The 19,841-nt window shown below is 54.6% G+C and carries 19 protein-coding genes and 3 pseudogenes; 13 read left to right on the top strand and 9 right to left on the bottom strand.

What is annotated here, in order from left to right; genetic code table 11:
- Nucleotides 1-45 precede the first annotated feature (45 nt).
- The 11 genes and pseudogenes from ACQ86N_RS27245 (at nt 46) to ACQ86N_RS27195 (ending at nt 12,340) form a co-directional block, all read left to right on the top strand.
- Complete coding sequence (locus ACQ86N_RS27245) at nt 46-702, top strand: ligand-binding sensor domain-containing protein (protein ID WP_431209804.1); 657 nt, start codon at nt 46-48, stop codon at nt 700-702.
- The gene (locus tag ACQ86N_RS27240) at nt 668-961 is read left to right on the top strand and encodes a two-component regulator propeller domain-containing protein (protein ID WP_431209803.1); all 294 of its coding nucleotides are present in this window, start codon (nt 668-670) and stop codon (nt 959-961) included. The genes ACQ86N_RS27245 and ACQ86N_RS27240 overlap by 35 nt, the downstream gene beginning before the upstream one ends.
- The gene (locus ACQ86N_RS27235; RefSeq protein WP_431209802.1) at nt 895-2,454 is read left to right on the top strand and encodes a ligand-binding sensor domain-containing protein; all 1,560 of its coding nucleotides are present in this window, start codon (nt 895-897) and stop codon (nt 2,452-2,454) included. Before ACQ86N_RS27240 ends, ACQ86N_RS27235 begins: the two co-directional genes overlap by 67 nt.
- On the top strand, nt 2,397-2,939 hold the full coding sequence (locus ACQ86N_RS27230) for a sensor histidine kinase (protein WP_431209801.1): 543 nt from the start codon (nt 2,397-2,399) through the stop codon (nt 2,937-2,939). The genes ACQ86N_RS27235 and ACQ86N_RS27230 overlap by 58 nt, the downstream gene beginning before the upstream one ends.
- Nucleotides 2,909-4,099, top strand: coding sequence for a response regulator (locus tag ACQ86N_RS27225; RefSeq protein ID WP_431209800.1), 1,191 nt, complete (start codon nt 2,909-2,911; stop codon nt 4,097-4,099). The genes ACQ86N_RS27230 and ACQ86N_RS27225 overlap by 31 nt, the downstream gene beginning before the upstream one ends.
- Before the next feature lie 128 nt (nt 4,100-4,227).
- Nucleotides 4,228-4,845 carry a carboxypeptidase-like regulatory domain-containing protein gene (locus ACQ86N_RS27220; RefSeq protein ID WP_431209799.1) on the top strand — a complete coding sequence of 206 codons (618 nt, stop codon included), beginning with the start codon at nt 4,228-4,230 and terminating at the stop codon, nt 4,843-4,845.
- On the top strand, nt 4,773-5,066 hold the full coding sequence (locus ACQ86N_RS27215) for a TonB-dependent receptor plug domain-containing protein (protein ID WP_431209798.1): 294 nt from the start codon (nt 4,773-4,775) through the stop codon (nt 5,064-5,066). The genes ACQ86N_RS27220 and ACQ86N_RS27215 overlap by 73 nt, the downstream gene beginning before the upstream one ends.
- Nucleotides 5,063-7,330, top strand: a complete 2,268-nt coding sequence (locus tag ACQ86N_RS27210; RefSeq protein ID WP_431209797.1) for a SusC/RagA family TonB-linked outer membrane protein — start codon at nt 5,063-5,065, stop codon at nt 7,328-7,330. The genes ACQ86N_RS27215 and ACQ86N_RS27210 overlap by 4 nt, the downstream gene beginning before the upstream one ends.
- Before the next feature lie 12 nt (nt 7,331-7,342).
- Nucleotides 7,343-9,012 (top strand): annotated as a pseudogene (locus ACQ86N_RS27205) (RagB/SusD family nutrient uptake outer membrane protein).
- Nucleotides 9,013-9,141: 129 nt separating this feature from the next.
- Nucleotides 9,142-10,496 (top strand): annotated as a pseudogene (locus ACQ86N_RS27200) (glycoside hydrolase).
- A 20-nt stretch (nt 10,497-10,516) separates the two neighbouring features.
- Nucleotides 10,517-12,340, top strand: coding sequence for a glycoside hydrolase family 35 protein (locus ACQ86N_RS27195; protein WP_431209796.1), 1,824 nt, complete (start codon nt 10,517-10,519; stop codon nt 12,338-12,340).
- Nucleotides 12,341-12,455: 115 nt separating this feature from the next.
- Here the strand turns inward: ACQ86N_RS27195 and ACQ86N_RS27190 are convergent, their stop codons facing one another.
- The 9 genes and pseudogenes from ACQ86N_RS27190 to ACQ86N_RS27150 all read right to left on the bottom strand — a co-directional run bounded on the left by ACQ86N_RS27190 (nt 12,456) and on the right by ACQ86N_RS27150 (nt 17,046).
- A complete protein-coding gene (locus tag ACQ86N_RS27190; protein ID WP_431218007.1) occupies nt 12,456-12,626 on the bottom strand; it encodes a hypothetical protein in 171 nt (56 codons plus the stop codon).
- A 12-nt stretch (nt 12,627-12,638) separates the two neighbouring features.
- Nucleotides 12,639-12,818, bottom strand: a pseudogene (locus tag ACQ86N_RS27185) (zinc-binding dehydrogenase); the annotation flags it as partial.
- Entirely contained in the window at nt 12,806-13,501 is a 696-nt protein-coding gene (locus ACQ86N_RS27180) for an NAD(P)-dependent alcohol dehydrogenase (RefSeq protein ID WP_431209795.1), read from the bottom strand. The pseudogene ACQ86N_RS27185 and the gene ACQ86N_RS27180, both read right to left, overlap by 13 nt.
- Before the next feature lie 62 nt (nt 13,502-13,563).
- Nucleotides 13,564-14,049 (bottom strand): RES family NAD+ phosphorylase, encoded by a 486-nt coding sequence (locus tag ACQ86N_RS27175; RefSeq protein ID WP_431209794.1) that lies wholly within the window; start codon nt 14,047-14,049, stop codon nt 13,564-13,566.
- A gap of 3 nt (nt 14,050-14,052) precedes the next feature.
- Nucleotides 14,053-14,487, bottom strand: a complete 435-nt coding sequence (locus tag ACQ86N_RS27170) for an antitoxin Xre/MbcA/ParS toxin-binding domain-containing protein (protein WP_431209793.1) — start codon at nt 14,485-14,487, stop codon at nt 14,053-14,055.
- A 118-nt stretch (nt 14,488-14,605) separates the two neighbouring features.
- Nucleotides 14,606-15,154 carry a TonB family protein gene (locus tag ACQ86N_RS27165; protein ID WP_431209792.1) on the bottom strand — a complete coding sequence of 183 codons (549 nt, stop codon included), beginning with the start codon at nt 15,152-15,154 and terminating at the stop codon, nt 14,606-14,608.
- 107 nt (nt 15,155-15,261) lie between these two features.
- Nucleotides 15,262-15,402, bottom strand: a complete 141-nt coding sequence (locus ACQ86N_RS27160) for a hypothetical protein (protein ID WP_431209791.1) — start codon at nt 15,400-15,402, stop codon at nt 15,262-15,264.
- Nucleotides 15,403-15,409: 7 nt separating this feature from the next.
- On the bottom strand, nt 15,410-15,928 hold the full coding sequence (gene purE / locus ACQ86N_RS27155) for a 5-(carboxyamino)imidazole ribonucleotide mutase (RefSeq protein ID WP_431209790.1): 519 nt from the start codon (nt 15,926-15,928) through the stop codon (nt 15,410-15,412).
- The gene (locus ACQ86N_RS27150) at nt 15,925-17,046 is read right to left on the bottom strand and encodes a 5-(carboxyamino)imidazole ribonucleotide synthase (RefSeq protein ID WP_431217613.1); all 1,122 of its coding nucleotides are present in this window, start codon (nt 17,044-17,046) and stop codon (nt 15,925-15,927) included. Before ACQ86N_RS27150 ends, purE begins: the two co-directional genes overlap by 4 nt.
- Nucleotides 17,047-17,339: 293 nt before the next feature.
- Between ACQ86N_RS27150 and hppD the strand changes: the two genes are divergently transcribed.
- Both hppD and ACQ86N_RS27140 read left to right on the top strand, forming a co-directional pair.
- On the top strand, nt 17,340-18,476 hold the full coding sequence (gene hppD, locus ACQ86N_RS27145) for a 4-hydroxyphenylpyruvate dioxygenase (protein WP_431209789.1): 1,137 nt from the start codon (nt 17,340-17,342) through the stop codon (nt 18,474-18,476).
- A 168-nt stretch (nt 18,477-18,644) separates the two neighbouring features.
- A complete protein-coding gene (locus tag ACQ86N_RS27140) occupies nt 18,645-19,832 on the top strand; it encodes a L,D-transpeptidase family protein (RefSeq protein WP_431209788.1) in 1,188 nt (395 codons plus the stop codon).
- Nucleotides 19,833-19,841 lie beyond the last annotated feature (9 nt).

Below are 19,841 nucleotides of genomic sequence, written 5' to 3'. Positions count from 1 at the left end.
GTGAAAATGAATGGGGTGGGTATCTTTAGTATTAAACCAGAACTGATGCTTCGCTTTGTCAAGGAGATGGGCTTTGCTGCTTTGATGGTGGTTGGTGCGATGTCTGCCCGGGGGCAGGAGCGGCCTGTCCCGTCCGTCAGGTATGTAGGTATCGAGGACGGGTTGTCGAACAACGCGGTGACCGGGGTCTATCAGGACTACAAGGGTTTTATGTGGTTTACCACCTACGACGGACTGAACCGGTATGACGGGCGGTCGTTCACTATATTCCGCAACAGGATAGGAGACAGCAGTTCATTAAAAGGCAATGAGGTCTATTGCATCGCCGACGACCTGTGGCATAATCTCTGGGTCGGGGGCCGCAACGGATTGAGTGTTTATCATCCGGACAGGGGTGCATTTTCTGTCCCTTCGTATGCTCCGCCGGCAGGAGGAGTTCCGCGACCGGTATCGTCCGAAGTGGTGAATGTCGACAGGGACGGGCGCGGGGATATGCTTTGTGGCGACGGGGGAACGGGGCTGCTGGTGTTTGCGAAAGGCGACAGCGTGGGGAGGCAGGTGAAGCTGGCGAGCGGGCCCGTGAACTATAAGGTATCGGCGGTCTGTCAGGATAGCAGCGATGGCACGACCTCGGCTGATCGTGGAGAATGTGGGACTTTGTCATTACTTGTGGAAGGAACGGGAGATAAAGGTTGTCAATAATAGCAAAAAGCAGGGCAACTGTCTGAGGGCCGACGGCGGCGGGCACCTGTGGTTCGGCAACGACAACGGCCTTTTCCGGTATTCGATGGCTGACGATGCGTATTCGGCCAGTTATGTAGACGGGGTTTTCCGCGTCAGCGGGCTTTGTATCGACAGGCAGGGTTTGTTGTGGATCGCTTCGGACGGGAGGGGTTGCTGGTTAAGGGTCAGGATGACACGAAGGCGAGGCCTTTTGTCGGCCGGGGCGGTAAGGCGGTAGTCAATAGCAGCGCGGTCTATTCTGTATATGAAGACGAGCAGGGGCGCAAGTGGATCGCCACGCTTCGCGGGGGCGTGAATATCATCGAGGCCAGGCCCAATCCGATGCGCACAGTCGTTTACAACCCAGAAAGAAATACAAACCCCAACAACAATTTTATACTTTCTTTTTGCGAGGATCAGGACCATCGTGTGTGGATCGGGACAGATGGTGGCGGGTTGCGGTGCTGGAACCGGGAGAAGGACGAGTACAAGGTGTTTACGCATGAGCCCGGTGATCCAAGAACTGTCGGGGGAAATTTTATTACGGGTATCGTCCGCGACGAGCAGAATGAGATCTGGGTCTCGTCGTGGTATGGAGGGATCAGCCGGTACAAGCGGGCGGGCGGAAATTTTGTACACTATGCCTGTGTGAATCCCTATACGGGTCTGGAGGAGAATAAGGTCTGGCTCATCTATGAGGACAGGCAAAAACGGTTGTGGGCGAGCACCAGCAATGACGGCACTCTATACACACTGAACAGAGCGTCCGACCGGTGGGAGCTATTCGATACCACGATCGTCAATATCCAGTGTCTTGCGGAGGACAGCGCCGGCAGTCTCTGGGGCGGAAATTATTCTTCGCTGATCCGGATCGACCGCGAGCAGAAGCACCACCGCAAATACGAGCTGGGGTATACGGTCCGCTGTATCCATGAAGACAGGTCGGGAAATTTTTGGGTGGGGACCCAGGGGGGAGGGTTGCTGTTGTTTGACCGGAAAACGGGTGGCTATAAACGGTTCGATGAGAACAATGGCCTAAGAAGTAATACCATCTTAAGGATACTCGAGGATGCGGGAGGGAATTTGTGGATGAGCACGTTTAACGGGTTGATAAGGTTTGACTCGCGCGAGCGGAGTTTCAGGTCGTTTCTGCAGTCGGATGGGTTACAGAGCGACCAGTTCAGTTTCAATGCCGCGGTGGCGCTGAAGTCGGGGGAATTCCTGTTCGGGGGGATCAAGGGGTTTAATTTGTTCTATCCGGACAGTATCTATGGGCAGGCTTCGAAGCCGGCGATCTACCTCACGTCGATACGGGTGGAGGACAGGGCGCTTAGTCCGGCGAGCCGGTATGTGGTGGAGCGGCAGCTGGAGGATATACGGGCGATCGAGGTGCCGTATGAGGCCGCGAATCTGTCCTTCGATTTTGTCTCGCCGGAATACAGCGCCCCGGATAAGATACAGTATGCTTACTATCTCGAGGGGTGGGATAGCCGGTGGAACTTCAATAATATGGTGCGGACGGCGCACTATAGCCGGCTGCGGGAGGGGAGCTATACGTTCTTTTTGAGAGCGACGGATGCGCTGGGGCGTTGGGGTAAGGAGAAGAAAGTGTTGTTCGTTCGCGTGCTGCCGCCGTGGTACCGGACCTGGTGGGCGTATTTGATCTATGGGCTTTGTTTGGCGGGGGTATTTTCCTTTATGTTCGGTATACGCGGAAGCAGGAGCGGCTGAGATATGAGATCAAGCTGGCGCATCTCGAGAATGAAAAAGACAAGGAGCTCAATGAGAAAAAGCTGTCGTTCTTTACGAATATCTCGCATGAATTCAGGACGCCGCTGTCGCTGATCATCAATCCGCTGAAAGAAGCGCGTGAAAAAGACAAAGAGCTGACGACGGCGTATCGCAATGCCCGGCGGCTGCTGAGTCTGGTGGATCAATTGTTGTTGTTCAGAAAGGCGGATAGCGGGGCGGACGTGCTGAAGATCGGCGCGCTGGATATTTCGGAGATCACGAGGGAGGTGTGGCTTTGTTTTATCCAGCAGGCGAAGGTAAAGGGGATCGATTATGGGTTTACGGGCGAGCTTTCGGATCCGGTGGTGTATGCGGACAGGGAGAAGATCGAGATCGCGCTGTTCAATCTGCTGTCCAATGCCTACAAATTCACACCGGATGGGGGAGGATCGGTGTGGTGCTGGGAGAGAACAGCGGCGAGGTGAGCGTGAGCGTCGAGGATAGCGGGTGTGGGATCGGGCCGGAGGATATTGAAGGCGTATTTGGGAAGTTCAGGGGGATCGCGCAGAAGGGGTTTGGGATCGGCCTTTATCTGGTGAAGCATTTTGTGGAGAGCCATCGGGGCAGGGTGTATTGTCAGAGCGAGCTGGGGAAGGGCACGCGGTTTACGATCGTGCTGAAAAAGGGGGTGTCGCATTTGCCTGCGGATGCGGTGCCGGTGAGGGATGGGGCCAGTCCGGCGGATCATGGTCTGCTGGGAGAGCTGGTTGATGGGGCCGAGGCGGGTGAGAAAGAGGAGGTGGCGATAGTTCTGACGGAGGACGGGAAAACGGCCGACGAGGTCATTACGGGTAAAAAGTCGTTGCTGCTGATCGACGATGAAGAAGAGATCGGGCGGTATCTTGACCATCTGTTCAGGGATAGGTATCTGTTGTACCGCGCGAGCAACGGGGAGGACGGGTGGAAGCTGGCGCAGCAGGTAATGCCAGACCTGGTGATCAGTGATGTCAGGATGCAGGGGATGGATGGGGTGGAGCTGTGTAATAAGATCAAGCGTTCTGAGGCACTGGGGCATATCCCGGTGATCCTGCTGACGGGGGAGACGGCGACGGAGGCCCGGCTGAGGGGAATCGAAGGCGGCGCGGACGACTATATTACCAAGCCGTTCGACAAGGATCTCCTGCGGGCGAAGGTCGAGACGGTGCTGCGGAACCGGGACCAGCTGCGGCGGTTCTTCTTTGACAGTATTACCTTGAAGGAGACCGCGATAAAGGTGCCGGCGGAATATCAGGAGTTCCTTCGCCGCTGTATCGAGGTGGTGGAGGGAAATCTGGATACCGAGGAGTTCACGACCCGGAAATTTGCCCAGGCGATGGGTATTAGCCGGAGCGGGCTGTACCAGAAAGTAAAGTCTATCTCGGGGCAGTCGCTGAATGCCTTTATCCGGAGTATCCGGCTGAGGAGGGCGGCGGTGCTGATGTTAAAGGACAATATGAATGTCAACCAGGCGGCTTTCCAGGTGGGGATTGGGGACGCGAGGTATTTCAGAGAACAGTTTGTAAAGCTGTTTGGGATGACGCCCTCGGAATATATTAAGAAATATCGCCCTGCCTTTAACGGTGAATTGAATATCATTAAGGGGTAGATTGTGGCTTTTAGGAGCATTTATTAGCAGTTTACCCCCCTTCTTTTAGCTTTTTACCCCCCAAATGTGGTGACGGACGGGTCTATTTTGCAAGCGGATTCAATTAACAATTAAACTAGCTTGTCATTATGAGACGAACTCCAAAACGTCGCTGCAAAAGACCTTTTCTCCTGGGTCTGCTCATTTTACTCAATTTTTCGCTGTTTGCCCAGCAGGCTGTCACCGGGGTGGTCAAGTCTCCCGATGGGCCCCTTGCTGGTGTCACCGTTAAGGTCAGGGGAAGCCGGGCTGCCGGACAGACGGACAAGGATGGCCGATTCTCGATCCAGGCGGCTGCGAATTCGGTCCTTATCTTCTCCCACGTCAGTTTTGCTGTCAAAGAGGTGCCGGTGAACGGCCAGGCGGAGCTGTCTGTAGATCTGGAGCCACTGAATGCGAGTCTCGGGGATGTTGTAGTTGTGGGTTACGGTACCCAGAAGAAGGCCACGCTGACGGGGTCGGTCGCCGTTGTAAAAGGAGAGGATCTTGTCAAGAGTCCCCAGCCCAATCTGTCCAACTCGATGGCGGGCAGGTTTTCGGGGCTTGTCGCCAACAACCGGACGGGTGAGCCGGGGTACGACGGGTCGACTTTTTTATCCGCGGGTTGGCCACGACGGGAAGTAACGATGTCCTGGTGGTGGTCGACGGTGTTCCCGGTCAGGTCGGGGGGCTGGAGCGACTGGACCCGAATGATATCGAGAGCATGACCATTCTGAAGGATGCCAGCGCCGCGGTATATGGGAGCAGGGCCGCCAATGGCGTTATCCTGATCACGACCAGGCGGGGAAAGACGGGAAAGCCGACGATCAACTATTCCTTCAACCAGGGTTTTGCGTCGCCGACGCGGCTGCCGAAGATGGCGGACGCGCCGACCTATGCGGCGATCCAGAACGAGATTCAGTATTATGACAACCCTGCCGGGGGATGAGCCAGATCTACACCGATGCGCAGGTGCAGAAGTTCAGGGACGGGTCGGACCCGCTGAACTATCCCAATACCGACTGGCCGAAGCTGGCGCTGAAGAAAACGGCGCTGCAGAATCAGCACAGTCTTTCGGTGAACGGCGGATCGGAAAATGTCAAATATTATGTGTCGCTGGGTCTGCTGGGACAGGACGGCCTCTATAAGAATGGTGTAACCCACTATGACCAGTACAATTTCCGGTCGAATATCGACGCGAATGTGACGGACCGGCTGAAGGTGAGCCTCTATCTTTCCGGAAGGGAGGAAGACAGGCTTTATCCGTCGACGAGTGCGCCGAATTTGTTCCGTTCGATCTACCGGGCCTATCCGACTGTCTCCGCGTATTTCCCCAACGGGAAGCCGACCTATGGTATCGAGGGTAATAACCCGGTGCTGCAGGCGACGGATATCGGCGGCACCACGCGGAATCCCACGCAGGTATTCAACGGAATATTAAAGGCGTCTTACAGCATCCCGGGTGTTCGTGGGCTGTCTCTGGACGGGTTTGTGGCGATGGACAAGTCGTGGAGCTTTAACAAGGCGTTCAGCAAACCTTATGTAGTATACCAGTACACTGCTTCAACCGGGGTGTATTCGCCGGTAGTGGTAGGCGGTTCTTCGGGGCTGGCGACGTTGTATGAGACGCAGCTGAACAGGTCGTTGCTGACGGAGAATATCAAGCTGAATTTTGTCCGCGGATTCGGGGATCATCATATCAATGCTTTTGTAGCTTATGAACAGGCGGAGACGAAGCAGGATAGCCTTGCGGCTTTCCGGCTGAATTTCCCGACGCAGCTGACGCCGGAGTTGTCGCAGGGTGGGTCTGCCGCGACGGATGACGGTACGGCAGGGAGCAGCTATCATTTCACGCGCAAGAGCTATATCGGCCGGCTGGCGTATGACTATAAAGAGAAGTATCTGCTGGAAGCGCAGATGCGTATCGATGGGTCGTCGACCTTCCCGGCGGGCAAGCAGTACGGGCATTTCCCGTCGGTGTCGGCGGGATGGCGGATATCGAAGGAAGACTGGTGGAAGGATGTTGCGGCTATCAACGACCTCAAGATAAGGGGTTCGTATGGTACGCTGGGGAACGACAATGTGGGACTGTTCCAGTCCTTCGACAACTATTCGTTCAACAATATGTATGTCCTTGGCGGAAGCATCCATCCGGGTGTGGACCTGATCAAGCTGGCCAATCCCAATATTACCTGGGAGGTGGCGAAGAAGCTGGACCTCGGTCTGAATGCGGTGTTCCTGGATCATTTCACGCTGGAGTTCATCTATTTCCAGCAGAAGCGGTCGGATATCCTTACTCCGCGTAACGCGTCTATTCCGCAGCTGACGGGTATCGTGAATCCTTACGGGTCGGACGCGCTGGTGCCGTCGGAGAATATCGGAAAGGTGAACAGCAACGGATTCGAGGCTACGCTGGGGTATTCGAATTCGACTTCGGGCGGGTTCCACTATGGCATTTCCGGTAATCTGACCTATGCGAAGAGCAAGATCGTCTTTATCGACGAGGCGCCCGCGGTGCTTTCCTATCAGAAACAGACGGGCAGGCCCATCAATACTTATCTGTTATATAATACAGTCGGGATCTTCAGGTCGGCTGCGGACCTGGCGAAGTATCCGCATCTGGCGAATGCGCAGGCGGGAGATCTGATCTATCAGGACGTGAACGGTGACGGCAAGATCACGGCGGATGACCAGTCGAGGTCGAAGTATGGAAATATTCCGGAGATCACGTATGGCGTACTGCTGAATGCGTCGTTCAGGAATTTCGACTTGTCCGCGGTATTTGCGGGGCAGACGCACGTGAGCCAGTATGTGCTGCCGGAGTCGGGAACCATCGGTAATTTTTACAGCAGCTGGGCGGATAACAGATACAGCCCGAGCAATACCAACGGAAGCTATCCGAGGGTCGACGACCGGGCTTCGTCTTCCGTCAACGGCGGACTTTATAATAACTCGTTCTGGCTGAACAATGCGTCGTTCCTTCGGCTGAAGAATCTCGAGGTGGGCTATACGCTGGGTGCGCCGGTGCTGACGAAGCTGCGTATTTCGTCCGTCCGGGTGTATGCGAATGCCTTCAACCTGTTCACGATCACGAAGGTCAAGGACTATGATCCGGAGGGTACGGTCAATTCGGGGGCCAGTCTGTATAGTGCGAGCGGTCAGTTCTACCCGCAGCAGCGGATCGTGAACGTAGGTGTAAACGTTAGATTCTAAAAAATCCTTGCAATGAAAAAGAAGTTTGTCTATTTAATATTGGTCATGGCGGTCGTTACCGCGAGTTCGTGTAAGAAAAATTTTCTGGATATTACGCCGACGGACCGGGTGTCTACGGAGGCGGTGCTGGGGGATTCCCTGTTGTTCGAGGACTATGTCATCAACCGCTATCTGGGCGTTAAGCTACAGGATAAGGAAGCGGAGGGTACGCCGCCGGGATTCGGCCGCGGATTTGAATACAGTATGTGGAGTTCCGTGACGGACGAATCCATCTATAACAATGACGACAATACCTGGACGATCCAGCGGGGGCAGCTTGCTCCCGAGAATCTGGGAATGGCGGGGACGATCTGGGGCAGGAGCTACCGGAGCATCCGGGAGTGCAATTTTGCTCTGGCGAATATTGCTGCCGTTGCGATGAGCCAGGCGAAAAAGGATGTGCTGACGGCGGAGCTGAAGTTTATCCGTGCGTTCCGGTATCAGGACCTGATCCGCAACTATGGCGGTGTTGTGCTGATGGGGGATAAGGTCGCGACTCTGCAGGATAGCATGACCAATCCGGCGTTGTTTACGCGCTCGTCGATAAAGGATTGTATCAACTATGCTGTAGGCGAACTGGATGCGGCGGCTGCGAAGTTGCCGTTGGCCAATGACGGCAACTGGGTATTGGGCCGGGCCACGAAGGGAGCGGCGCTGGCGCTGAAGGCGCGTCTGCTGTTGTATGCGGCGAGCCCGTTGTACAATACCGGGACCTGGCAGGCTGCGGCTTCCGCGGCGCAGGACGTCATCAATCTGGGGATCTATTCGCTGGAGGCTGACTATGGGTCGTTGTTCAACAATTCCGCGAGCAAGGAGATCATTTTCGAGCGGCTCTATACCATCGGTGCAAGGCATGTGTGTATGGAGATCTCGAATGGCCCGAACGGCTATGGCGGATGGGCCGGGAATACGCCGCTGCAGAATTTTGTGGACTCGTATGAGACGAAGGATGGGAAGGATATTGCCGATCCGACGTCGGGGTATAGCGACCAGAATCCGTATGTGAACAGGGATCCCCGGTTTTATCAGACGGTGTTGTACAATGGCGCGAGCTATCGGGGGAATACGGTGCAGATCTATACTCCTGGGGGAAGGATAGCAAGGACGGCCCTTCGAACTGGAATACGACAAAGACGGGTTATTATCTTAAGAAGTATATGAACGATGCGTTCCCGATAGACAATCCGTGGAATGTGGCGGGGCTTCAGCCGTGGATCTATTTCCGTTATGCGGAGGTGTTGCTGAACTATGCGGAGGCGCAGAATGAGGCGGTAGGGCCGGACGCGACTGTGTATTCCGCGCTGCATCAGGTACGTCAGCGGGCGGGGATGCCGGATATCACGCCGGGGCTGTCGCAGACGGATATGCGGACGGCGATACGGCGGGAGCGGCAGGTGGAGCTGGCATTTGAGGAGCATCGTTTTTATGATGTCCGGCGGTGGAAGATCGCGAGTGTGACGGAGAATGTTCCGGCATATGGTGTGGATGTGGCGGTGGTCCCGGCGAACCCCGGGGGATATGGTTATACGAGGAAGGTGGCGTTGAGCGGGAGGTTGTTCCTGACGCAGCACTACTGGCTGCCGATACCGAGGGCTGAGATACAGGCGTCGAATAATCAGTTGCAGCAGAATCCGAATTATTAGAATGATGAATGATAAGTTTTTTGGGGGCGCGCGCTGGTCGCGCGCGCCCTTTTGGTGAGTATTTTTTTGTTGGGGGAGGTTTATGGACAAGATGTGTTGATCGTGGATTCGTCGCGGAGATTTCAGGTGATGGAGAATTTTGCCGCGTCGGATGCGTGGTCGTGTCAGTTCGTGGGAAGGTGGCCGGATGTGAAGAAGAATCAGATGGCCGACTGGTTGTTTAGTGTGGATACGATGAAGGATGGTTCGCCGAAGGGGATCGGGTTGACGATGTGGCGGTTCAATATTGGAGCGGGGACGGCGGAGCAGGGGGATAGTAGTAGAATAAGAGATGTGTGGAGAAGGACGGGGGCTTCGGGCCGGGTAGGGCAGGGGTGGTTCCTGAAGGCGGCTCCGCGAGCGGGGTGTGAAGCAGGTGTTGGGTTTTTTGAATAGTCCGCCGGTGTGGTTGACGAAGAATGGGAAGGGGTTTGCCACGGGGGAATTTGTAATATCGATTCGGGGAAGTTTGGGGCGTTTGCCGGGTGGATGGTAGAGCGGGTGAAATATTTGGGTGTCGATTGGGTGAGTCCGGTGAATGAGCCGCAGTGGGACTGGAGTGATGGCGGGCAGGAGGGTTGTCCTTATTCGAATGCAGAGGCGGCGGGGTTGGTGAGGGTGTTGAACCGTGCGTTGGACTCGGCGGGGCTGAAGACCCGGATTCTTTTGCCTGAGGCGGGGTCGATCAAATATTTATTTGAAGATGGGGATAAGCCGGGGAGGGGAAGACAGATAGAGGGTCTTTTTGGAGTTGGGTCTCCGAATTATATTGGAGAGTTGTCGCGGGTTGGAGGGGTTGTGGCGGCGCATAGTTATTTTTCGACGGCGCCCTGGGAGAGGGGGATAGAGTGGAGGAGGAGGGTAGATAGTTTGATTAGCCTTTGTAGTGACGGTTCACGCAGGTTGAGGTATTGGCAGTCGGAGTTCTGTATCCTGGGCGATGATGCTCATGAGATCAGGGGGATCGTCGGGATACGGGGATGACTGCGGCGTTGTATATGGCGCGGGTGATCCATAATGATCTTGTATATGCGCAGGCGGCGGCCTGGCAGTGGTGGCTGGCTATTTCGCCGTATGATTATAAAGACGGACTGATCTATGTCGACAAATCGGAAAAGGATGGAAAGTTTTGGGATAGTAAGAAGTTGTGGGCGCTGGGGAATTTTAGCCGGTTTGTGCGGCCGGGGATGCAGAGGATCGGAGTCGGGGGATTTGATGAGGGATTGCTTGTGTCGGCGTTCAGGGATGTGTCCAGGAGGACGTTGGTGGTGGTGATGATCAATATTTCGGGACAGGCCCGGGAGGTGTCGCTGGAGAAGGTTGGAGGGCGCAAGTGGTGTAGTTATGTGACGAGTGAGGATGATAATCTTCGGAAGAGGGGGGTAAGGGGTGGCAAGGTGACGGTGATGGGAAGAAGCATATGCACACTGACGGCAAATTTTTAGATAATTTTTTAAGCGGAACTATGAGACTACAGGTATCCAGATTTGGTTTGATCTTGTTTTTTGTTTGTTTGTTGATGAAGGCGGAGGGGCAGACGCATAAGTTCGAATTGGGTGATTCGGCGTTCCTGCTGGACGGGAAGCCATTTCAGTTGATCTCGGGGGAGATGCACTATCCCCGGATACCGCGTGAGGCCTGGCGGGCGCGTATGAAGATGGCCAGGGCGATGGGTCTGAATACCATCGGGACCTATGTTTTTTGGAATGTTCACGAGCCGGAGAAGGGGGTATTCGATTTTTCCGGCAACAACGACATAAAGGCGTTTGTGCAGATGGCGCAGGAGGAAGGGCTTTGGGTTACGCTTCGCCCGAGTCCGTATGTATGCGCGGAATGGGAGTTCGGTGGGTATCCCTACTGGCTGCAGAATGAAAAGGGGTTGGTGGTGAGAAGTAAGGAGCCGGGGTATTTGCACGAGTATGAGCAGTATATCCATGAGTTGGGGCGCCAGCTGTCGCCGTTGCTGGTGGAGCATGGCGGGAATATCCTGATGGTCCAGATCGAGAATGAGTATGGATCGTATGGGAGTGATAAGGAGTATCTGGAAATAAACAGGAAATTTTTTACGGAGGCGGGCTTTGACGGATTGTTGTATACCTGTGACCCGGCGCCGGACATCAATAAGGGTCATCTGCCGGGGCTATTGCCGGCGATCAACGGTGTCGACGAGCCGGAGATCGTGAGGCGTAAGATCAGGGAGAACCATGATGGGAAGGGTCCTTTCTATATTGCCGAATGGTACCCTGCGTGGTTCGACTGGTGGGGGGCCCCGCACCATACTGTCCCTGCCGCAGGATATGCGGGCAGGCTGGACACGGTGCTGGGAGCAGGCATCAGTATCAACATGTATATGTTTCACGGCGGGACGACGAGGGGATTTATGAATGGGTCGAACTATAAGGGCAATACGCCCTTCGAGCCGCAGACCAGCAGTTATGACTATGACGCGCCGCTGGATGAGGCGGGGAATGCGACGCCGAAGTTTATGGCCTTCCGCAGGGCGATCGAAAAGCATTTGCCAGCGGGTGTCCGATTGCCGGAAGTGCCGAAGGCGAAGCCGTCGATGGGATTGCCGGTGGTGCGGCTTACGGAAGCAGGCGGTCTTTTTCAGGATTTGCCGGGTGCGGTCAGGGCGGATGGGCCTTTAACTTTTGAAGACCTGCATCAGGACTATGGGTTTGTGCTTTACCGGTCGCGTGTGGCAGGGGGACGGAGGGGTGTATTGAGGGTTGGGTCGGTTCGGGACTATGCGCTGGTGTATATCGACGGTAAGCGGGTAGGCATGATCGACAGGAGGTTGGGTCAGGACAGTCTCGTGGTGGATCTGCCTGCCGGGGAGGTCAGGCTGGATATTTTGGTGGAGAACATGGGAAGGATAGATTTTGGGCGGTATCTGTTGGAGAATAAGAAAGGGATATTGGGCGATGTAAGATTTGACGGGGTGGAGTTGAAGGGGTGGGAGCATTTTGGGTTGCCGATGAAAAGTGTTGGTCGTGGGATGGGAGCGGCGGATGTGCCGGGGGATCAGCCGGTATTGCGGAGGGGGCATTGGCGCTTGTCGCAGGTGGCGGATACCTATCTGGATATGCGTAGGTGGGGTAAGGGAGTGGTGTGGGTGAATGGGCATAACCTGGGTCGTTACTGGTCGATAGGGCCGCAGCAAACGGTCTATCTGCCCGCGGAGTGGCTGAAGAAGGGTGACAATGAGGTGGTGGTACTGGAACTGATAAAAACCGGGCAGCAGGAGCTGCGGGGAGTAGATAAGCCTATTCTCGATATTTTGCAGTAGGAGGATTTAAAACAACAAGCGACCCGGTATTCCCGGATCGCCCATTTTGAAGACCCGTCATTGACGGATGATATCTTTGGTTTTCGGCGGCCGGCGGGTGTGTCGGCCGTCTTTTTTATTTTAGGGATGCAATATCGATAACAAACCGGTATCTGACGTCACCTTTGATCATTCTTTCATAAGCCGTGTTGATGTCTTTGATGTCGATGACCTCGACGTCCGAGACGATATTGTGTTCGGCACAGAAGTCGAGCATTTCCTGCGTCTCGCGGATGCCGCCGATCATGGAGCCTGCGATACGCTTGCGTTTGGCGATGATGCCGAAGGCCGGAAAATCGATGGGTTTCGGAGGAGCGCCGACGAGGATCAGAGTGCCGTCTCTTTTCAGCAGGTTGAGATAGGTGTTGAAGTCGTGCTGTGCGGAAACGGTATCGATGATAAAGTCGAAATAGCCTGTGTATTGTTTTAGCGCATTTGCGTCCGACGTAAGGGCGAATTTGTGGGCGCCGAGTTTTTTGGCGTCCTTTTCTTTCGAGGGGAGGAGCTTAGCATGGTGACTTCGGCGCCGAGGGCGACACCAAGTTTGACGGCCATATGTCCGAGGCCGCCCAGGCCGAGGACGCCGAGTTTGTGTCCCTTGCCCACCTTCCATTCGCGGAGGGGTGACCAGGTCGTTATCCCTGCGCAGAGGAGGGGCGCTACGCCTTGCAGCGGGAGTTGGGGAGATACTTTAAGCGTGTATTTTTCGTCGACCGTGATCTGGGTGGAATAGCCGCCATAGGTGGGCGTCTTCCTGTCCTGTTCGTAGCCGTTGTAGGTGCCGCTGAGAAAGGTTTCGCAGTATTGTTCCAGTCCGTCCCTGCAGCTCTCGCAGACGCGGCAGGAATCGACGAAGCAGCCGATGCCGGCGAGGTCGCCGACCTTGAAATCTTTTACGTGGCTGCCTACGCGGGTGATGCGGCCGACGATCTCGTGGCCGGGGACCATTGGGTAAATTGAGCCGCCCCATTCGTCGCGGACCTGATGGATATCCGAGTGGCATACGCCGCAGTAGAGGATGTCGATGACTACGTCGTGTTCGCCGGGTTCGCGGCGGTCAAAAGACCAGGGGCCGAGGGGTGTGGTCGCGCTTTGCGCCGCGTATGCTTTAGCTTGGATCATGTTTGTCAGATTAAGTTGGAATCGGGTACCGAGTTCCGTGTTGTAAATTTAGTATAAGGGTTTTAACTAATCCAAATATTAGTGGGGAGGTATAGCTTAGAGTAGGCGTCCGTCCCAGAAGTAGTCTTCGGTACGGACGAGTTTGACTTTTTCCCGAAGTCGGGGTGGGTAGTATTGATGAGATAGTTGTACTCCTGGGTGATGATCGCCGAAGGGATCTTTAATAGCAGGGATTCTTCTTTGGCGTACCAGGCTGCGCCGGTCTGCTGGAGAACGGGATAGGCTGCCATCGTACGCCAGTCCTTTGGCAGGTCGCTAAGGTGAATCTGTTGTACCAGGTGGTCTTCGTCGGCGACTGAAATGACCATCATACGATAGTCTTTCGTGGGTTCGATCGATCCGCGATGGACGACCAGTTCGAGGGTGGACAGGGATCTCGACGATCCTGTGTACAGTACGTATTGTCCTGCTACATTCCATCTGTTGGCGGCGCCGGAAGCGGTGAGTGCTGCTGCATATGTGTCCAGGGAGATCCGAAATAGCTCCATTGCTTATACGTTGTCGCCGTACTCCATGGCCGTCAGGCGATCGAAGAGGTATCGCATTCCGCTGGTAGTGTCGAGAAAGTCGAGGGGTTCTTTCCGGTCGAAAAAATAGTTCGGCGTCCCGAGCCATTTGTCGAAGGCTTCGGCGTTGCCAAGAACGGCTCTGCCTTTTTCGAATACGGTCCTGAGCATGATGACCTGCTCGCTCAATTTCTTGTCCAGTACTTTTTCCGGCTTGTAGTTGCGGAGAGTGCGGGGGCTGATATGCAGCCAGCGGGCGATGTTGTCGTCCGTGAAGCGGGTAAGCTTTTTGATAGCCTTCAGGTAGCCTGCATCGATGGAGTTGTTGTCCATGTATACGAGGACGTTGACGTCGTTGAGGTCTTTTAGCTCTTTGTCGGAGCGGACTGCGTATAGGGATTGTTTGATGGCCTTCTCCATGTTTGAAGCTTTTGGGTGTTGGTGGGTAGGGTGTGTGGGGTTAAAGGTAAGGAGAAAAAGGGAAAAAATTCCTGTTGAGGGCGGCAAAATTACCGAAAATAATGTATTGAATTGATAATTAGTGTTTTGGTGGTTGTTCTGCTGGCTTTTGAATTTCCAGTTTAAAGTCGATGGGTTGTTTTTTCCACGAGCGGACCTGTTTTCCGCCTTGTGTGGCCGGGATCCAGTCTGGGCTGATCCTGATGACCCGGAGGGCTTCCTCGTCCAGGTAGTATTCGGCGGACTTGTCGAGGTAGATCTGGTCCTGTTCTACTTTGCCGTCTTTTCCGACGACGAAGGCGACGATGGGTGAGCCCTGGATGGTTGCTTTGACGGCGTGGTCGGGGTAGCGCATGTTTTGGTTGAGGTATTGGCCCCAGGCGGCGGGGCCACCGGGGAATTGGGATTCGATCTCTACCGTGATGGGTCGGTTTTTGGTAGAGTCGAGCCATTTTTCCGACTCCTGGTTGAGCTGGGTGGAGTCCTTTTTGGCGATGAGTTTGCCGTTCCGGTAGATCTCGACGCGGAGGACGCGATGTGCAGATGTATGATAGTACCAGGTACCGTCTTTTTGTCCGTGGGCATATCGGGCGAGTAAGTTGAGGTTGCCTTTCCGGTCGTAGGTCATATAACGGCCGTTGAGGATTTCGCCTTTTGAGTCACTGGACTGAACGGAGGTACTGCGGGGGCCGTTGACAGCGTAGGTGTTGGTCTCGTAGAGGGTGTCGTTGACCTTTACGTGTTGTTCGAGGGTGACCGCTTTTTCTCGGAGACGGACTTGCCGTTGTCGTCGAGGTAGATAAGTTTTTGTTGTTGGGCGTGGGCCAGGAGGGCGGTGGAGAGGAGGATGAGGGTTAGGGTTAGGTGTTGGCGCATGGCGGGGTTATTTGTCGAACTCGTTGGTCCAGCCTTCGTTCTTAAGGCGGTCGACTTTGGAGAGGACTTCTTCTTCGAGTTTGGATTTGTAGCTGGCGACGCGTTTTTGGACGGAGGTGTCGAAGGCGCCGATGATGGAGCCTGCGAGGATGCCTGCGTTCTTTGAGCCGTTGAGGGCGACGGTGGCGACGGGTATGCCGCCGGGCATCTGGAGGATGGACAGGATGGAGTCCCAGCCGTCGATGGAGTTGGAGGATTTAACGGGGACGCCGATGACGGGGAGGGCGGTGAGGGAGGCGACCATGCCGGGGAGGTGGGCTGCTCCGCCCGCGCCGGCGATGATAACCTTGAGGCCGCGGCCGGCGGCTGTGGTAGCGTATTCGACCATCCTCCTGGGGGTGCGGTGGGCCGAGACGACGGTCAGTTCGTAGGGAATACCAAATTCTTCCAGCATGTCGGCGGCGGCTTTCATGACGGTGAGGTCACTGTCGCTGCCCATTATAATTCCTACCAGGGGTGAGCTCATTTGCTGATGACTTTCAGGGTGTTCTTGATTTTGTGCGCTTTATATACGAGGTCCTGCTTTTCGCGGCTGATGATGGTGACGTGTCCCATTTTTCTGCCGGCCTTTGTGTCCTTTTTGCCATAGATATGTACGAAGACGTTGTCCATCTGGAGGACTTCGTCGAGGCCTTCGTAGTGGGCTTCGCCGTTGCAGCCTTCGGCGCCAACGAGGTTGACGATGGCACCGGGGAGGATGGGGTCGGTGTTGCCGAGGGGATAGCCGAGAATGACGCGCCAGAGCATGTCGAACTGCGAGCTGTAGTTGGCTTCTATCGTGTGATGGCCGCTGTTATGAACGCGGGGTGCGGTCTCGTTGACGTAGACTTCGCCGGTCTTGGCGACGAGGAGTTCGACGGCGAAGATGCCGGGGCTTTTCAGGTCCTTGACCACGCGGAGGGAGATGGCTTCCACCTTCCAGAGGATGCTTTGCATCAGGTCGGCGGGGCTGATCTGGTAGTCGAGGAGGTTGAGTCTGTTGTCGAAGACCATGTCTACCGGGGGGTAGATGGCTGTCTCTCCTTTGGCGTTGACGGCGATGATCTGGGCGATCTCCTTGTCGATCTCGATCATTTTTTCCAGCACGCTGGGGGCGTCGAAGCCTTTTTCGATATCATCCCGGTGCCGGATCATCTGTACGCCTTTTCCGTCGTAGCCGCCCTGGCCGATCTTGTGGACGGCGGGGAGGAAGTCGGTCTTGCCGCGGAGTTCGGCCAGCGATTGTGTGATCTGGTATTCGGCCGTCGGGATGCTGTGTTCGGTGTAGAATTTCTTTTGGGTGATCTTGTTCTTGATGGTCCGCAGCGCGGCGGGTTTTGGGAAGATCTGCACGCCTTCGGCCTCGAGTTTTTCGAGAGCGTCTTCGTTGACCGACTCGATCTCGATGGTGAGCGCCTGCAGGCCTTTTCCGAAGTTGTAGACGTCGTCAAAATTCCGGATATCTCCCTGGACGAAATGATGGCATAGGTGGGCGGCGGGTGCGTTGGGGTCGTTTTCCAGCAGGTATGTTTCCACTGGATAGTTGGCTGCTGCCTGTAGCAGCATTCGCCCTAATTGACCTCCGCCTAGTATGCCGACTTTCATCATGATCCGATAATTTGGCCGAAGATAGAGAAAACTAGTAAAAATACGAGGCCCGTTGACAATTGAAGAATTTCTAATTATCTTTAGTGCTGGAACTATGCGTCCGGATTACTCTCATAAAATTTTCGACGACAAGCGATTGTATCATTTCTTTCTCCGAAAGGCACTCGTCCGGGAAGCGGTTTCTCCGTGCCGACTGTAACCCCTATCCGCTGTATTCCGTAGTTGGCGGCTCATGCCGCAATGTAGTTAGCGGCTCATGCCTCATTCTTAATTGTTTAAATTTTTTTAATATGTCTATTGCTCCTGTTACAGAGTCCCGTAAATCGTCGGGCGTCGATACCGATTTTTTGCCACTGCAGGGAACGGACTATGTAGAGTTCTATGTTGGTAATGCCAAGCAGGCTGCGCATTTTTATAAGACCGCTTTTGGTTTTCAGTCTGTGGCCTATAGCGGGCCGGAGACTGGTGTCAAGGATCGGGTTAGTTATGTAATCCGGCAGAACAAGCTGACGTTCGTGCTTACGACGGCGTTGAGGCCGGACCATCCGATCGCCGAGCATGCGCATCTGCATGGGGATGGGGTGAAGGTGCTGGCGCTGCGGGTGGATGACGCCACGAGGGCGTGGAAGGAGACGACGGCGCGGGGAGGGAAGAGTTATATGGAGCCGACGACGCTGGCTGATAAACATGGCGAGGTAGTCCTGAGCGGCATCCATACTTATGGCGAGACCGTTCATCTTTTTGTAGAGCGGAAGAACTATCAGGGCTCGTTCATGCCCGGTTTCAGGGAATGGAAGTCGGTGTATAATCCTCCGTCTTCGGGACTGCTGTATGTGGACCACTGTGTGGGCAATGTGGACTGGAACCAGATGAACCCGAGGGTGGAGTTCTATGAGCGGGTGATGGGGTTCCGGAACATTTTGAGTTTTGACGACAAGGATATTTCAACGGAGTATTCGGCGCTGATGAGTAAGGTGATGAGTAATGGCAACGGGTATGTCAAGTTCCCGATAAATGAGCCGGCGGAGGGAAAGAAGAAGTCGCAGGTGGAGGAGTATCTTGAATTTTATAAGGGGGAAGGGGTTCAGCATGTGGCGATGGCTACGGCGAATATTGTGGAGACTGTTACACAACTGCGGGATAGGGGCGTTGAATTCCTGCAGGTGCCTTCTTCCTATTATGACGAGTTACTGGAGAGGGTGGGGAAGATCGATGAGGACATTGCTCCGCTGCGGGAGTTGGGAATATTGGTGGATAGGGATGACGAGGGGTATTTGCTTCAGATCTTTACGAAGCCGGTGGAGGATCGGCCGACGGTGTTTTTTGAAATTATCCAGAGAAAGGGGGCGCAGAGTTTTGGGAAGGGGAATTTTAAGGCGTTGTTTGAGGCGATAGAGAGGGAGCAGTCGGCGAGGGGGAATCTTTGATCGGGGGTGGAGCGTGGGTTTGGGACGTGAACCAACCGTAACCAGCCGTAACCAACCGTGGGCTAACCGTGAAGCATTGAGGATGAACGTTCAATTTTTAGTTATAAAACCTGCCCGTATTTTGAATATGGCAGGTTTTTTGTTATTTTGGCGTTCGTGTTATGCCCTATGCGTAAGTCCTTCAAACAATACCTGATCGTTCTCATTCAACTGTCCATCGCTGGGGTATTTTCCATTGATCGCCTATCTGCGCAAACTTCTATTTCCACTATTCATTTTATTGACTATCAACGATCTATCCCAAAGGTGAGCGATATGTTGCGCCGGAAGGAGGATACGCTGATGAAGCAGTTCCGGGAAAAGGGGCTGACTTATCCGGCGAGGTACCTGTACATACGTAGTTTTAAATACGATAGTCAGCTGGAGGTGTGGGTGAAGAATACGAAGGAGGAGAAGTACAAGCTGTTCAAGACGTATAAAGTTTGTGCGTTGGCGGGTACGCTGGGGCCGAAAAGGATGGCGGGGGACTACCAGGTGCCGGAGGGTTTTTATTATATCAACGAGTTCAATCCGCGCAGTGAATATCATCTTTCGCTGGGGCTCAACTATCCGAACGCTTCGGACAGGATACTCAGCGATTCGACGCAGCCGGGCGGAGACATCTATATCCACGGCAGTTGTGTGACCACGGGATGTATCCCTATAACGGATCAGCAGATCGAGGAGCTCTATATCCTTGCGGCGCACGCCAAGGACATGGGAGAGGATTTTATTCCGGTGCATATCTTCCCGGTAAATTTCAACAACGCGAGGAGCGTCAGCTATCTCAACAAATACTTACAGACCTTTTCAGAATACACTCCGTTTGCCAAGAGCATGCGGAGCGCTTTTTATTATTTCGAGAAATACCGGGACGTGCCATTTGTAATGGTGAACGGGAAAGGAGAGTATGTCACGGAAGAGGTAGCGCCGGCCGAGGCTTTGGTAAAGGTTGCCAATGTTACGCCGGTGGCGGAGGCCAGGAAGAAGCCTGTGCATGTGCGGCCGGAACGGGTGAGTCCGATCAAAGAGGATGATCTGGCCAAGGTGGTGGACAAGCTGCCCATGTATCCGGGCGGCAATGACGCTTTCCAGGAGTTCCTGAACAAGCTGAGTAAGGAGAGTGTGAAGGATCTCGATCAGGGTCAGACCAAGGCATTTGTCATGGTGGAATATATCATTGATTCGACGGGAAGCCCGGTGTATGCCCGGGTGACGCGGGGTGGTAATGACGTGATGAATGAAAAGATCGAGGATGCTTTTATGGGGATGCCCAGTGGGCACCCGCGGACAGGACCGGGGCCCATGTCCCGATAAGATTGAAGC

It is taken from the genome of Puia sp. P3 (genome assembly GCF_050632245.1).
Classification (GTDB): Bacteria; Bacteroidota; Bacteroidia; order Chitinophagales; family Chitinophagaceae; genus Puia.
The sequence above is the reverse complement of the archived record's forward strand: the minus strand, read 5'-3'. Positions and strand labels throughout refer to the sequence as shown.